The organism is Rheinheimera sp. MM224 (genome assembly GCF_947090785.1).
GTDB lineage: Bacteria > Pseudomonadota > Gammaproteobacteria > Enterobacterales > Alteromonadaceae > Pararheinheimera.
In genome coordinates this window covers 3132110-3146098 of record NZ_OX352320.1, presented here as the reverse complement: position 1 = coordinate 3146098, position 13989 = coordinate 3132110, and the positions used below count along the sequence as shown (strand labels likewise).

Genomic DNA, 13989 nt, shown 5'->3' with positions numbered 1-13989 from the left:
GATACGAAGCTAAAGCAGAAAAAAGTTTCAGCTTAATTTGGCAAGGTAAGCAGGTACTATTTTAGCGGCCGGACCATAATAACCTTCGGCAAAATCACCACGGGTGGCTTCCATATTCAGCTCCACTGTATGAGCACCGGACTCTGCAGCTATTTGCACAAAACCAGCTGCTGGATACACCTGACCTGAAGTGCCGATGGAGATAAATAAATCGGCCTGCATCAGCGCATCCACACATTCATCCATCTGATAAGGCATTTCACCAAACCAGACGATATCGGGTCTAAGTGGTTGTGGTGTTCTGCAACAGTGGCATAAGTCAGCGGCAGTTAAATCTTTTAACCAGCTTTGATTTTTGCCTGTCACAGGGCATTTCACTTTTTGCAGCTGACCGTGCATAGCAATCACAGACTCTGAGCCCGCTCTTTGGTGCAGGTTATCTACATTTTGGGTGATTAATAAAAAACGGCCACCTTGGGCTTTATGCTGCTGTTCAAATTTGGCCAGGGCCAGATGGGCGGCGTTGGGTTTTAGTTTTGCATCTAACAACTGTGCACGGCGCAGATTATAAAACTGATGCACCAAGGCAGGGTCGCGTTGATAGCCTTCTGGTGTGGCTACATCTTCTATGCGATGGTTTTCCCACAAGCCATTGTTATCACGAAAAGTTTTAATACCAGATTGTGCAGATACACCAGCCCCTGTCAGCACTACTATGTTGTTAAATCGCATAAATCAGAACCTTTGTTGCTGTCAGAGCAAAAGTGTTTTGTTGATGGCCCGGATTATTCAAAGCCTTGCTTGTTGTATGCTACTGCCAACTTAAACGGAGAACCAGATCATGAACACTATTCTTGCAAACACTATCCCTGTGTTAGGGGCCGGTACTTTTCGCTTAAAAGGTGATGATGCCTATCAGTCAGTGATCACCGCCTTAGAGCTGGGTTACCGCCATATAGACACAGCTCAGATTTATGGCAATGAGCAGGACGTAGGTCGTGCTATTCGCGACAGCGGTATAAAAGCCAAAGAGCTTTTTGTCACTACAAAAATCTGGACTGAGTTTTTAAACAAAAACAAACTCAAAGCCAGTCTGGAACAAAGCCTGGAAAAATTACAGCTGGATCAAGTGGATTTAACGCTAGTGCACTGGCCCTTGCCGGATGAAGTTCCTGTGCAGTCTTATGTGGAAGCTTTGGCTGAGGCAAAACAAGCAGGCTTAACCCGGCTGATGGGTGTATCCAACTTTACCATTGCACAAACCAAAGCGGCGATAGATGCAGTGGGTGTGGCGGAAATCGCCACTAATCAAGTGGAAGTGCATCCGTTTTTACAAAATCACAAACTGGTGGAGTATTCAAAAGAACAGGGTATTCAGATCACAGCTTATATGCCTTTGGCTTATGGCAAGGTGCTGACTGAGCCGCTGATCCAGCAGATAGCGGCACAACATAAGGTAACAGCAGCGCAAGTGGCATTAGCCTGGTCATTACAGCAGGGTTTTGTTGTGATCCCATCATCCACCAAAAGAGCCAATCTGGCGCAAAACTTAATGGCTATCGATCTGAAACTGACGACAGAGAATATGACTCAACTGGCTGGGTTAGACAGAAACGAGCGTCTTGCCAATCCGGATTTTGCACCTGACTGGGATTAAGTGTTTGTACAAAAGCAGCCTTTAACTACAAAACAAAGGAGCCGGATCAGGCTCTTTTGTTTTAATCAGCATTGGTTCTCACTCTAACTCTTATTTCAATTTTATCATATTCATTGTTTCTTTATTTTTACTCTGCTATTTTCCCCTCTATAAGCGCTGAAGCTGACCTATAGTTACAAGGCTTTGAGTCATTTTTGGCTGAGCTTGTAATAGCACTTGTTATTGCAGTTCAACAAATCAAGCAGGAGTTGTATGCCAAGCCCGTCGTTAGCCTCGTTAAGTGATTATATCGATCAGTTACTTGAAGCTATTTGTGTAGTGGATGCCAATGGCCACTTTTTGTATCTGAGTTCCGGCTGTGAGCGGATCTTTGGTTATCAAAGCAGCGAAATGATTGGCAGGCCTATGATTGAGTTAGTGCACCCGGACGACAGAGAGCGCACCTTGCTTGCTGCCAGCGAAATTATGGCTGGCGATCAGAAAATTGATTTTGAAAATCGTTATATCCGCAAAGACGGGCAGATTGCTTATATCCAGTGGTCGGCACGCTGGTCTGAAGATCAAAATGTGCGGGTAGCTGTAGCCCGTGATATCACCAAACATAAACAACTGTTAGAGCAGTTGCAGCATATTGCTTTCTACGATCCATTGACCCAGTTACCCAACAGAGCTTTGTTTGATGACCGGCTGCAGCAGTCATTGGCGCGAGCCAGACGCGAGCAGGGCATGCTGGCTTTGTGTTTTGTTGATTTAGATAAGTTTAAAGAAGTGAATGATCAGTACGGCCATGCCGCAGGCGATTTGTGCCTGAAAAAAGTAGCAGAGCTTCTGCTGTATTCAGTACGGGAAACCGACACTGTGGCCCGTTTAGGCGGAGACGAGTTCGTTATTGTGATGGATGCGGTGACAGAGCCATCAGCTGTAGTCAGCACCTTGCAGCATCTTTTAACTAAACTTCAGCAGCCTTTTTTATTTGAACAACACCAGCTACAACTTTCTGCCAGCATAGGTATAGCTTTATTTCCAGCTCATGGTCAGGATCAGGCTTGCTTATTAGCAGCGGCTGACAGGGCTATGTATAAGTCTAAGCAAGCGGGAGGCAATCAGCTTTGTATCGCAGCAGAGCTTCCACAGTTAACCGGGAAAAATTACGGTTAACTGTTCGCTTTTTGCTGTTAAACTTTTGTTTTTCATGCAATTGAGCTCTGGATCCTTATGTCCTTACCCCGCCGTATCCATCGTATTTTAGGCTGGTGTTTAATTTTGCCGTTTTTTGTCTGGGCTTTAACTGGCCTGGTATTTTTTATAAAACCCGGTTACCAGGCCGCTTTCTCCTCTCTGACAGTCAAAACTTACCCTATCAGTAAAGTCGTTCAGATCATTCCAAAACCAGAGTGGCAGGAAATCAAACTACTGCAAACAGTGCTGGGTATACATTTGATGGTGAAACAATCAGATAGCTGGCAGCAGCTTGATCTGAATGATTTGACTGTGCGGCCACAACCGTCGGCTGATGCTCTACAGTTGCTGATTAAAGATGCGATCAAAGCCGACCCAGAGCGTTATGGTCAGGACTTACGAACAACAGAGCAGGGTTTTGTCACTGATACCGGTGTGCAAATCCAATTAGACTGGGCCAGCTTAAGTTTGTCACAGCAAGGAAAAGATACTGAATTAATTAACAATTTATACAAAGCTCATTACCTGCAATGGACAGGGCAAAAAACTCTGGATCAGGGACTGGGTATGATTGGGTTAGTGTTGCTGATGTTGACCACTGCACTAGGTATCAGGTTACTGATCCGTCGTCGCTAAAGGCTACAGAGTACTTAAGCCGCAGCAGATTTAAAAAAAGTTCCATCTTAATGAAAATTGTTTGCAAACAAGAATGATTCTCGATAGCATGCGCAGCAGGATCAGCGCCGATACCGAAAACCTTGTTGTTAACACTCTATTTTCATAGAAGGACTTTATTCGATGGCTTTTATCACCGCTAAAAAGCATCAGCAGGTGGCCCGTTTTAATACCACTTTGTTAGCTTCAGCTTTCGCTTTGGCGTTACCGGCAACAGCAACAGCTGATCAACAAAATACTGCAACGCAAAATGACACTCAACTGGACGCTGTGGTTGTTACAGCAGATGCAGTGGAAGCAAAATACAAAGCTGAAAAAGCAAGTTCAACCAAGCTGACTCAGCCTTTGGTGAACACACCACAAACTCTGGTTGTGGTGAAAAAAGAGTTGTTCCAGCAACAGGCTGCAACCACCTTATCCGATACCTTACGCAATACACCTGGTATCACTATGCTGATGGGTGAAAATGGTAACACCGCCACTGGTGATTCGATTTTTATGCGTGGTTTTGATACTCAGGGCAGTATTTTTGTCGACAGTATCCGTGATTTAGGTACCATCAGCCGCGATACTTTTAATACTGAACAAGTTGAAATCGCTAAAGGCCCTGCAGGTGCTGACAATGGCCGTGGTTCGTCCTCTGGTTATATCAACTTATCAAGCAAGCAAGCTACACAAGAAGAATTCACTACAGGCAATCTGACTTTAGGTTCTGGTTCTCACAAAAGAGCCACTGTAGATTTGAATCGCCAGTTGTCTGATACTTCTGCCATTCGGGTGAATCTGCTTAAGCAAGATTCAGGTGTCGTAGATCGTGATGAAGTGGAAGATGACAAAACCGGTATCGCCACCTCTTTAGCTTTAGGTTTAGGTACAACAACCCGTGCTTATTTAAATCTGTTCCATGTCGATCAAAAGAATTTGCCAGACGGTGGTATTCCAACAGTAGGTTTGGAAGGTTACTACAATGCTGCTTTTGATGCCGACCCAAGTACAAATTTCCCCAATGGTGGCCCAAATGCCGGTAAAACACTGGCTCCTGTGGATACCAGCAATTTTTACGGTTCTAAAAATGACTTTGACGATGTCAAAGCTACTATGGTCACAGCCAAAATTGAGCATGACTTAAACGATAAAACTACCATCCGCAACACGTCACGTTTCGGTCAATCCACCCAGGATTATTTACTGACTGGTGTGAATGCCATTACGACGACAACGGGCACTGGTGCTGCTGCGGTAGCTATCGCAGATCCTGCTGACTGGACCATTTCCCGCAGCCGTCAGGGTAAAGATCAACGAAACCAGATCTTAACCAACCAGACCCAATTGACAACTTCTGTAGAAATGGCAGGCCTGACGCACGATATCAGCTCTGGTATCGAATTTATTTATGAGAGTCAGCGTAACAATACCCTGGCTTTACCAGCTGGCACTACTCAGGTGGCCGCTAACTTGTACAACCCAAGTACGGATGATGCTTTTGTTAATCCGGTTCATACCGGCGCCAGCACTGATGGCAGTACTTTAACTTCGGGTATCTATGTACTTGACACTATTCATTTAAACGAGCAGTGGCAATTAAACGCCAGTGCGCGTTTTGAGCACTACAAAACTGAAACCGATACAGTGACTATTCAGGGTACCTCAACACCACAGAATATTCCTGTAGGCACTAAGCTCGGTTCTGCTGTAGAAGCATCAGACAATCTGGCCAGTTACAAATTGGGTGCGTTATATAAACCTGCAGCAAACGGCAGTGCGTATTTGTCCTACGCCACCAGCCAGTTACCACCGGGCGGCGCTAACTTCACGTTGAGTGAAACCGCAAACAACATCAATAATCCAAATCTGGATCCACAAAAAGGTACTAATTTAGAGTTGGGTACTAAGTGGGATCTGCTGAATGAAAAACTGGCTGTAACAGCTGCGGTGTTTGAAAGCACTAACGAAAACGAAATTGCCACGGATCCGGATGGCACTGCACTGCAAGTCGGTGAGCGTCAGGTGCGTGGTATTGAGTTAGGTGTGGTGGGAGCTATCACCTCAGCCTGGCAAATTAGCGCAGGTGCTGCTTACATGGACTCTGAGATTACCCGCGGTAATCAGGCAGGTACCAACCCTACAGATGGCGGTGTAATCCAGTGGACACCTGAAGTGACCTTCACCTTGTGGAATACCTATGAGTTGCCAATAGGTCTGACTTTAGGTGGCGGCGTGCGTTATGTTGATACAGTCTCCCGTTCCAGCAGCACTACTGTAAATCTGGCGAAGACTTCAGTGGTTGAAGTACCTGAATACTGGGTCGTAGATGCGATGGCTTCTTATCCTGTAACGCCTTATGTGGATGTGCAGTTGAACGTATATAACCTGTTAGATGAGGAATATATGTCAGCTCTAAACAACGGTGGCTCGCGTTATTATCTGGGCACACCACGTTCATTCCGTTTGGGTGTCAATGTACAGTTCTAAAACAATAAAAGGGCCTCATGATTGAGGCCCTTTGCGGGATTTCAGCATGTTAATCCATATACCGGAAGTTCTAAGCAAAGCCCAAGTGGCACAATTCAGGCAGTTGCTTGATGCAGCAGACTGGACTGACGGTCGTGCTACCGTTGGGCCACAAGGTGCCTTGGTTAAACAAAATAAACAGTTACCCATTGAATCCCCACTGGCGAAACAGTTGGGTGCTGTAATTTTACAAGCCTTGTATCAGCACCCGCTTTTTATGGCTGCTGCCATTCCGCTTCGCACAGTACCTCCTTTATTTAACAGCTATCAGGGCGGTGAACATTATGGATTACATGTCGACGGAGCTATCCGCGGTTTGCCTGATTCTGGTTTGAGTTTAAGAACAGACTTGTCCTCGACCTTATTTTTGTCTGAGCCTGATGACTATCAGGGTGGCGAGTTGCAAATCATGGATACCTTTGGTTTGCATGAAATTAAGCTGCCGGCCGGAGATTTGATTTTATACCCGTCCAGCAGTTTGCATCAGGTATTGCCTGTGACCAGTGGCGAGCGGGTATGCAGCTTTTTCTGGACCCAAAGTATGGTGCGTAATGATCAACAGCGTTCTATGTTATTTGAACTGGATCAAACCATACAACAGCTACGCTCACAGCATGGCGACACGGCAGAAGTGCTGGCGCTGACCGGGCATTATCATAACTTAGTGCGTTTATGGGCTGAGCTGTGAAACGATCTGTCTCGTTGTTTTTAATGGTGCTGATGGTGCACTTAAGTTTGATTGCTGCTGTGGTTAGTCAAACCAGTGAACCTCAAGTCAAAGCGGTCGAAAAAGCTATTGAAGGGGTTATTATTCCGGCTCCGGTAGCACCACAACCAGAAAAACCTAAACCTAAGCCAATTCAGCCTGAACCTGTTAAAAAGCCAAAACCCAAACCGCTGAAACAGAAAAAAGCTGAAGCTAAAAAAGCAGTGGCTAAGCCAAAACCAGCTCCGGTAATACCAGCTCCTGTTGCTGAAGCTTCACCTAAAGCTGTCAGTGCACCAGAACCTGTGGCGCAAGCTGTAAAAAGCAAAGCTGCTACTAAGGCATCAGAACCTGAACCTCAAGCAACTCCACCAGTGGCCTCTGCCAATAAAGCACTGAACAAAGCGCCACTTTATCCGACCTTATCGCGTCGTTTGAAAGAGCAAGGCACAGTCTATTTACAGGTGTTGGTGCTGAAAAACGGCAAAGTAGGGCAGTTAAAACTGAAACAAAGTTCGGGTTTTGCTCGACTGGATCAATCGGCATTAAACGCGGTGCGCGGCTGGACTTATCAACCTGCGCTGAAACTGGGCCAGCCGATAGATTACTGGTTTGTGCAGCCTGTAGTTTTTAATTTAAATTCAATTAATTAGCGAGTAAATCATGCAAGAAAATCCCTATGGCGTTGCCGCACTCTGGGCACAAGGTGACTTTGTTATCAAAGCTGTGGCTGTGATGCTGTTGCTGATGTCGGTCGCCAGTTGGTCTGTGATTGTGATCCGGGCTATCAGTTTATGGCGCTTAAAACGCATCAGCAGAGCCAGCAATGATTTCTGGCATGCTCACAGTTTTACCGAAGGTTTGCGGATTTTAAGTTCTGCTGACTCTGCTACAGGGCCTATGAATCCCTTCCGTTATATGGCGGATGAAGGTCAGGCGGCTTTGGACCATCACCAAAGCCATCAGCAGGATTTACACGGTAATTTACCCTTAACTGAGTGGCTGACCTCCTGCCTGCGTGGCGCTATAGATGAAAGCGCTGAGCAGATGCAAAAGGGCCTGGCCATTCTGGCTTCTGTCGGCTCAACAGCGCCTTTTGTCGGTTTGTTTGGCACCGTCTGGGGTATTTATCATGCACTGGTGGGTATTGGCGTGTCGGGACAAGCCAGCATCGACAAAGTCGCTGGACCTGTTGGCGAAGCGCTGATCATGACGGCTTTTGGTCTGGCGGTGGCTATTCCTGCTGTGCTTGGTTACAACGCTTTGCAACGTGGCAACAAAGACGTTTTGAATAAAATGCATCGTTTTGCTCATCAACTACACGCCTATTTTCTGACGGGCGCAGCGCCAAAAAGCAGCAAAGTGGTAGTGCCATTAAAGGAGGCAAAATAAATGGCTTTTGGTGGCGGTTTTGATTCAGATAATGAAGTGATGAGCGAAATTAATATGACACCGCTGGTCGACGTGATGCTGGTGCTGCTGATTATTTTTATTATCACAGTGCCGGTATTAACGCATAGCGTGAAGGTGGATTTACCTCGTGTCAGCAATGAAAAGCAGGAAATTAAACCTCAAACTGTCACTTTAACAGTAAAAGCAGATGGTGCCGTATTTTGGGACGACGCGCCTATTGATGCGGCTGCGCTTGAACTGAAACTCTCTGAACAAGCACAAAAACAACCGCAACCCGAAGTGCATATACGGGGTGATAAAGCCGCACCTTATGAACATGTACTCAAAACTATGGCCGCTGTGCAGCAATCGGGTTTATTGAAGTTAGGCTTTATCAGCGAACCAGCCAGCTAAGCGTGTTGTTTCGCTGTTCGGTTTTTTTCATAAGTTACATCGATAAAATTAAATTGCATGCAATTTAATTGTTAGGCATTATGTTTGAACTTTCAGTCGAACAGTGCAGCCCGAACATCAGGGCGCTACAGAGGAATATCCAATGTCGAACCCAATTTTTGATTTAGCAGTCACCAATATCAAAGGCCAGCCGGTTGAGTTAAAAGACTATCAGGGCAAGGTGCTGCTGATTGTGAATACAGCCAGCAAATGTGGTTTTACGCCGCAGTACAAAGGCTTAGAAGAGTTGTATAAGAAATACAAAGATCAGGGCCTGGAAATATTAGGTTTCCCTTGCAACCAGTTTGGTAAGCAAGAGCAGGGCAATGAAAGCACAATCAGTGAGTTTTGTGAATTGAACTATGGTGTGTCTTTCCCAATGTTCGCCAAAATTGACGTCAATGGCCCGGATGCTTCGCCTTTATTTAAAAACCTGAAACAACAAAAACCAGGTTTGTTAGGCTCAGAATCTATCAAATGGAACTTCACGAAATTTCTGATCGGCCGTGACGGCAAGGCGATTTTACGCGCAGCTCCGCTAACCAAACCTGAAGATTTAGAAACTGAAATTCAACAGGCTCTAGCGGCAAAATAAGCTCTGTGAATGAACGGTAAATTGTAGGGACGACCTTTATGGTCGTCCGTTTTTGCGTTTAAACCCATTTAGCATTCAAAAAAACGCCTGACGACAGAGGTGTTATCAGGTGCAAAGTACACAAGGCTGGGATCGGTTACGCAAAGACCTGTCTTTTTTGCAACCTGTTCATCGTACTGTGAGAACAACACAAAGAGTGCTCTTGTTCTAACAGCAGTGCCTTGATTTAAAACAATAAAAGCAAAGCTTCCTCTGGTTTTATCATTGCTGTACTTTTCAGCTTTTAGTCCTGTTCTTGTTAAAGAAATAGGGCGCAAAAGCCAGTTGTAATTTCTTTCGTACTGAAAAATGCGGTAGCCACCAGCATCTGCGGATAAGTGCTTTGAAGTTCTGATCCAGCTTGGCCGGGAAACTCTGTAGATCTTTATTATCCAGCTGCAATTTAAAAAGCAAATAGGCTAAATGGAACAATAAGATATGCCGCCACAATGGACGCAAAGCAGGATAAGCCTGTTGTTGCTGTAGCTCTGTGAAGAAATGTTGTAATTGCTGCTGATGCTCAGCTTTGACATTAAAAGACGCACTGGCCTGATGCTCGCGGTACCCATAAAGTGGTAAACGCAAATGATACAAGCGCTCCGCCGCCTTATACAAAGCGGGCATAGCCATCACATCCTCACAAAAGGCGATACCAGCAGGAAACTGAAAATCCATAGCCATTTTTTTGCGATAGACCCTAAGCCACGGAAACCATTGGTTTACTTTAAAGACCTCAGTGACAGCTTTGTCTTTAGTCAGCCAGCCTGAGCTGCGATGCAGATAACGGGGTTTGGCATCATTCAGTACACCGCTATCAGTAAAGCGTTTATAACCGAGTTCAATCAGGTCCGGCTGATGCTGCTGAATAACGTCCAATACAGCCTGGATATAACCCGGCAGCATTAAATCGTCTGCATCAATAAATCCAATATAGTCGCCAGTTGCATGCTTGATGCCGTGGTTTCTTGCCACGCTGACACCAGAGTTTGCTTGGCGAAGCAGCAGGTAACATTTAGGTAGTGCAGAGGCTGCTATATGCTGCTCTGCAAGTTCAAGGCTGCTGTCGGATGCACCGTCGCAAATCAGAATAATTTGAACCTGCTCTGTCAGCTGTGCCTCGATAGAAGCCAGTAACTGGCTAAAATAAGTAGCGACATTATAAAAAGGCACAACAAGTGACAGTAAAACACCGGATTGCATAAAAGGGAGGTCCATCAGCGCTGTGTAACAATGGCCTTCAGTTTATCAGTATCTGAACGCAACTCAGCAGCAGTTTTACACTCAATGACAAAAAGTCTGAAAGGGTCGGGAATCATTGTGTTTCCTTCTCTGCGCTAATAAGGCGCTCATTTTCCATTTTTCCGGCTTGCTTTCATTTTGGAATTTCTGAACACTGACGCCTTCTCTTTTTGCTGTTCAGGTTGTTATTAAAGGTTATGAAAAGTTTGGCTCACTCTGCTTCTGATCATCCCACGAAGGGGATCCTCTTTATGTTGCTAGCTGTTGGCATGTTTTGCGCTATGGATGCCTGCATGAAGCAGCTGACGCAGCATTATGGCCCTATGCAAATTACCAGTTTGAGGGCTTTATTCGCCTGGCCATTAATAGTGTGCTGGTTAATAACAACCAACAGAGTGCAGCATTTACTCAATTCACGCTGGTCCTTGCATCTGCTGCGGGCAGTGCTTGGTATAGTGATGTTGTCAGCTTTTGTCTATGCCATTCAGACCCTGTCGCTCTCTGATGCTTACGCTATCTTTTTTGCTGCGCCACTGTTGATCACCGCTATGTCAGTCTGGTTTTTAGGGGAGCATGTGCAGTTGCGCCAATGGGGGGCTATAGGTATTGGCATGCTGGCTGTGATCTTTATGCTAAAACCTGAAGGCGATCAATTACTGAGTTTAGGCGCGCTGGCGGCTTTGGTGTCGGCGCTTTGTTATGCCATTTCAGCTATTACGGTGCGAGTGTTATCCCGTACCGACAATAGCGGCAATATGGTGTTTTGGCTGATGACCATGATAGGCGTGGGCGCCGGAGCTTTGGCTTATCCGGAATGGGTGGCTTTATCGTCCGATCATCTGTGGTTATTTGCGCTGATGGGGTTAAGTGGTGCTGTAGGTCAGGTGTTTATTACCGAAGCCTTTCGTTTGGCTCCGGCTTCTGTGATAGCACCTTTTGAATACACAGCGCTGGTTTGGGGTTTAGGTTTTGATATCTTGTTGTGGCAGTTGTATCCGGATTTATCTTTGTTGATGGGTGCTGGGGTCATTATGGCCAGTGGCCTTTATCTTTGGGCGCAGGAGCGTCGCTGGTAACAACAGCGCACTCTGTTGTCATACCTGTGTCATTCTGGCAGTTTAGGATAGAATTTTTGCAAAAGGTGTACTAAATATGCTGAAACAAAAAGGGTTTTTCCTGCTGCCTCTGAGCTTGCTGCCTGTGACTTTAGTCCCTGAACTTGCTGTTGCAGCGGATAACTGTGCAACTCCTCCTCTGGTGATTGCGCATCGTGGAGCCAGTGGCCACTTACCTGAGCATACGCTGGAAGCTTACCAACTTGCGATGCGGATGGGCGCTGATTTTATCGAGCCGGATTTAGTGCCGACCAAAGATGCTGTGCTTATCAGCCGTCATGAAAACGACCTAACTCATACCACCAACGTGGCAGTATTGCCGCAGTTTGCTGATCGCAAAACCACCAAGCGTATTGATGGCATTCCAATCACAGGCTGGTTTAGCGAAGACTTTACTCTGGCTGAGATAAAACAACTAAAAGCTCGTGAACCTTTGCCAGCACTGCGTCCTCAGGGTGCTGAACATAACGACGAATTTTCTATTGCTACTTTGTCTGAGATTGTCAGCCTGGTAACACAGTTTGAAGCCGATACAGGCCGTAAAGTCGGGCTTTATATTGAAACCAAACACCCGACTTATTTTCGTTATGAAGGCCAAACCCAGGACGGTAACCCTATAGCGCTTGATACCAGCAAAAAGCTGATCCAGCAATTAAAGCTATTAAACTTTACTGATCCGGCACGGGTTTTTATTCAGTCGTTTGAAGTACAAAATCTGCTGGAGTTAAAACAACAGTGGATGCCAAAGCTGAACCTGAACTTTCCGCTTATCCAGCTGATAGGTGATACAGACAAAGCCTATTTACCACCTAAAGACAGCTTCTCTGTGCCTTATGATGTGTTTTATCACCAGCAACAAGGTGCTGATTTAAAGGCAGTGTACCCGCAAGACACTGGCTTTTTATCTGCCGCAGCTAAACCGCTGGATTACTCCGCATTACTGAATGAGAAAGGGCTTGGCTTTGTGCACAGCTACGCCGCAGGTATAGGGCCATGGCGCAGCAGTATTTATCAAAAACACAGTCTGGCCTTAAAGCCATTTGTCAAAGCTGCACAGCAGCAGGGCTTAAAAGTGCACCCTTATACCTTCAGGGCTGAAGCTAATTATTTAATGGCCAAAGACGCCAAAACCACCTTTAGCTTTGATGAAGAAATGCAGGCCTTGTTTAAACAGGGCATAGACGGCGTATTTTCCGATTACCCTGATTTAGCTTTGAAAAACCGCACTTTGTTTCAACAAAGCTGCAAGCCATAACTTTTGACTATGCTGCTTCCGCTGATGGCACGCTAGCCAATCAGTTTTGTGATCCAGCGAAAACCGACCACACTGCGCATCACTTTGACTACGCTGTTGTGGCGCAGCTGAAACAGGCAACCGACGCTAAAACTCAATATCAAGCCGGGTGTAGAGCCTATAAATGCCAAGGCACTTTGCGACAGTTGCTGTTTTCTGAGCAGCAATTCCTGCTGCTGTAGCTGGCTTTGTTCTGTCAGGACAGCCAGCTTTAATTGCTGCTTTCTAATGAGCTGTTGGATCAGCATTTTTGTCCTCCACTTTGTCTGCAAAAAATAAAAGACGTAATTGCTGCAACGTATTTGAAAAGCCTACTTGCGACAACACATAACCCAGGCTGCGCCAACACCAAAACAATAAGCCAAACTGCAAGAGCACTAAAGCCGCAGCAGTAATAAGCACAGAGCTGCTTAGCTGAAACAACAGATATCCCAGCAGCAACAAAATACTGCCCCAGAGCAAAATCAAACCAGCGCCAAAACAGACGACCAGAGCAGCAGCTATGGTCAGGCTGCGTCCGGTAAGTTGCCATTCTGCTGTTGCTATTTGTCCTGTCAGTTTCAGCTGACCGGCGTAAGCCTGTTTGACTGAATTGCCAAGAGCGGCGAGATGCGCCAATTGATCCAGAGCTTGCTCTGCGCTTTGACTCAGGGCAGCCGATGCAGGCTGCCCTGGTTTTTGCGCAGGAGCTTCAGAGCTTTCGCGATGTTGCATAAATCCGCCTTAATCGGGTAGGGCCAGGTTCAGGCCCTAATTACGACGCAGTAAAGCGGTCAGCAGTACACCAGCAGCAAAGGCTATACCAGCTGTAGCCAGCGGGTTCTGTGCAGCAAACTCACGGGTTTTACTGTAAGACATTTGCAGTTGCTGTTTAATTTCTTCCTGCTTATGCGACAGCGTTTCCTGCGAGCTGGCTGCTGTTTTACGAAGCGTATCTTCAGCTACAGCTGCTTTAATAGCGACGGCGTCCACTGCATGATGTGCAGCTTCAATAGCCTTTTCCGTCACTGGCGAATTTAACGCGCTGTTGCTTTTCGTCTTCGCTTGTTCTGTTGCACTTTGTGAAGTAGCCATAATAAATCTCCTGAGTAAAGAGTGTGAAATGCAGCAAGACGCTGCACTTTGCATCTTAAT

Annotated in this window: 16 protein-coding genes; 11 read left to right on the top strand and 5 right to left on the bottom strand. The window is 46.0% G+C overall.

The features are described from left to right. Positions 1 to 27: 27 nt before the first annotated feature. Positions 28 to 732, bottom strand: coding sequence for a Sir2 family NAD+-dependent deacetylase (cobB, locus tag OM978_RS14790; RefSeq protein WP_264343003.1), 705 nt, complete (start codon positions 730 to 732; stop codon positions 28 to 30). A gap of 109 nt (positions 733 to 841) precedes the next feature. On the opposite strand from cobB, the gene dkgB reads away from it, so the two are divergent. From dkgB to OM978_RS14745, 9 genes are all read left to right on the top strand, one after another. Continuing rightward, entirely contained in the window at positions 842 to 1657 is an 816-nt protein-coding gene (dkgB, locus tag OM978_RS14785; protein ID WP_264343002.1) for a 2,5-didehydrogluconate reductase DkgB, read from the top strand. A gap of 252 nt (positions 1658 to 1909) precedes the next feature. Then, entirely contained in the window at positions 1910 to 2815 is a 906-nt protein-coding gene (locus OM978_RS14780; protein WP_264343000.1) for a diguanylate cyclase domain-containing protein, read from the top strand. Positions 2816 to 2872: 57 nt separating this feature from the next. Further along, positions 2873 to 3472, top strand: coding sequence for a hypothetical protein (locus OM978_RS14775; RefSeq protein WP_264342999.1), 600 nt, complete (start codon positions 2873 to 2875; stop codon positions 3470 to 3472). A gap of 162 nt (positions 3473 to 3634) precedes the next feature. Beyond that, the gene (locus tag OM978_RS14770) at positions 3635 to 5983 is read left to right on the top strand and encodes a catecholate siderophore receptor Fiu (protein ID WP_264342998.1); all 2349 of its coding nucleotides are present in this window, start codon (positions 3635 to 3637) and stop codon (positions 5981 to 5983) included. 46 nt (positions 5984 to 6029) lie between these two features. Beyond that, positions 6030 to 6710 (top strand): Fe2+-dependent dioxygenase, encoded by a 681-nt coding sequence (locus OM978_RS14765; RefSeq protein ID WP_264342997.1) that lies wholly within the window; start codon positions 6030 to 6032, stop codon positions 6708 to 6710. After that, positions 6707 to 7381, top strand: a complete 675-nt coding sequence (locus OM978_RS14760) for an energy transducer TonB (RefSeq protein ID WP_264342996.1) — start codon at positions 6707 to 6709, stop codon at positions 7379 to 7381. Before OM978_RS14765 ends, OM978_RS14760 begins: the two co-directional genes overlap by 4 nt. Before the next feature lie 10 nt (positions 7382 to 7391). After that, positions 7392 to 8120 (top strand): MotA/TolQ/ExbB proton channel family protein, encoded by a 729-nt coding sequence (locus OM978_RS14755; RefSeq protein WP_233009387.1) that lies wholly within the window; start codon positions 7392 to 7394, stop codon positions 8118 to 8120. Continuing rightward, positions 8121 to 8534, top strand: coding sequence for an ExbD/TolR family protein (locus OM978_RS14750; protein ID WP_264342995.1), 414 nt, complete (start codon positions 8121 to 8123; stop codon positions 8532 to 8534). 142 nt (positions 8535 to 8676) lie between these two features. Then, a complete protein-coding gene (locus tag OM978_RS14745; protein ID WP_264342994.1) occupies positions 8677 to 9168 on the top strand; it encodes a glutathione peroxidase in 492 nt (163 codons plus the stop codon). 276 nt (positions 9169 to 9444) lie between these two features. Here the strand turns inward: OM978_RS14745 and OM978_RS14740 are convergent, their stop codons facing one another. Beyond that, positions 9445 to 10407, bottom strand: coding sequence for a glycosyltransferase family 2 protein (locus OM978_RS14740; RefSeq protein ID WP_264342993.1), 963 nt, complete (start codon positions 10405 to 10407; stop codon positions 9445 to 9447). Positions 10408 to 10697: 290 nt separating this feature from the next. On the opposite strand from OM978_RS14740, the gene OM978_RS14735 reads away from it, so the two are divergent. Beyond that, positions 10698 to 11522 (top strand): DMT family transporter, encoded by an 825-nt coding sequence (locus tag OM978_RS14735; protein ID WP_413690724.1) that lies wholly within the window; start codon positions 10698 to 10700, stop codon positions 11520 to 11522. 76 nt (positions 11523 to 11598) lie between these two features. Beyond that, entirely contained in the window at positions 11599 to 12816 is a 1218-nt protein-coding gene (locus OM978_RS14730; protein WP_264342990.1) for a glycerophosphodiester phosphodiesterase family protein, read from the top strand. Between the two features lie 32 nt (positions 12817 to 12848). On the opposite strand, the gene OM978_RS14725 is transcribed toward OM978_RS14730, so the two are convergent. From OM978_RS14725 to OM978_RS14715, 3 genes are read right to left on the bottom strand one after another with little or no spacing between them, the layout of a single operon-like run. Next, positions 12849 to 13103, bottom strand: a complete 255-nt coding sequence (locus tag OM978_RS14725) for a hypothetical protein (RefSeq protein WP_264342989.1) — start codon at positions 13101 to 13103, stop codon at positions 12849 to 12851. After that, entirely contained in the window at positions 13081 to 13569 is a 489-nt protein-coding gene (locus tag OM978_RS14720) for a hypothetical protein (protein ID WP_264342988.1), read from the bottom strand. The genes OM978_RS14725 and OM978_RS14720 overlap by 23 nt, the downstream gene beginning before the upstream one ends. Positions 13570 to 13605: 36 nt before the next feature. Further along, on the bottom strand, positions 13606 to 13929 hold the full coding sequence (locus tag OM978_RS14715; RefSeq protein WP_233009395.1) for a DUF883 C-terminal domain-containing protein: 324 nt from the start codon (positions 13927 to 13929) through the stop codon (positions 13606 to 13608). Positions 13930 to 13989: the final 60 nt, after the last annotated feature.

What these genes read in the sequence shown, in the direction of transcription:
- cobB (WP_264343003.1), bottom strand. Translation starts at nt 732, where the DNA reads ATGCGATTTAACAACATAGTAGTGCTGACAGGGGCTGGTGTATCTGCA.
- dkgB (WP_264343002.1), top strand. Translation starts at nt 842, where the DNA reads ATGAACACTATTCTTGCAAACACTATCCCTGTGTTAGGGGCCGGTACT.
- OM978_RS14780 (WP_264343000.1), top strand. Translation starts at nt 1,910, where the DNA reads ATGCCAAGCCCGTCGTTAGCCTCGTTAAGTGATTATATCGATCAGTTA.
- OM978_RS14775 (WP_264342999.1), top strand. Translation starts at nt 2,873, where the DNA reads ATGTCCTTACCCCGCCGTATCCATCGTATTTTAGGCTGGTGTTTAATT.
- OM978_RS14770 (WP_264342998.1), top strand. Translation starts at nt 3,635, where the DNA reads ATGGCTTTTATCACCGCTAAAAAGCATCAGCAGGTGGCCCGTTTTAAT.
- OM978_RS14765 (WP_264342997.1), top strand. Translation starts at nt 6,030, where the DNA reads ATGTTAATCCATATACCGGAAGTTCTAAGCAAAGCCCAAGTGGCACAA.
- OM978_RS14755 (WP_233009387.1), top strand. Translation starts at nt 7,392, where the DNA reads ATGCAAGAAAATCCCTATGGCGTTGCCGCACTCTGGGCACAAGGTGAC.
- OM978_RS14750 (WP_264342995.1), top strand. Translation starts at nt 8,121, where the DNA reads ATGGCTTTTGGTGGCGGTTTTGATTCAGATAATGAAGTGATGAGCGAA.
- OM978_RS14745 (WP_264342994.1), top strand. Translation starts at nt 8,677, where the DNA reads ATGTCGAACCCAATTTTTGATTTAGCAGTCACCAATATCAAAGGCCAG.
- OM978_RS14740 (WP_264342993.1), bottom strand. Translation starts at nt 10,407, where the DNA reads ATGCAATCCGGTGTTTTACTGTCACTTGTTGTGCCTTTTTATAATGTC.
- OM978_RS14735 (WP_413690724.1), top strand. Translation starts at nt 10,698, where the DNA reads ATGTTGCTAGCTGTTGGCATGTTTTGCGCTATGGATGCCTGCATGAAG.
- OM978_RS14730 (WP_264342990.1), top strand. Translation starts at nt 11,599, where the DNA reads ATGCTGAAACAAAAAGGGTTTTTCCTGCTGCCTCTGAGCTTGCTGCCT.
- OM978_RS14725 (WP_264342989.1), bottom strand. Translation starts at nt 13,103, where the DNA reads ATGCTGATCCAACAGCTCATTAGAAAGCAGCAATTAAAGCTGGCTGTC.
- OM978_RS14720 (WP_264342988.1), bottom strand. Translation starts at nt 13,569, where the DNA reads ATGCAACATCGCGAAAGCTCTGAAGCTCCTGCGCAAAAACCAGGGCAG.
- OM978_RS14715 (WP_233009395.1), bottom strand. Translation starts at nt 13,929, where the DNA reads ATGGCTACTTCACAAAGTGCAACAGAACAAGCGAAGACGAAAAGCAAC.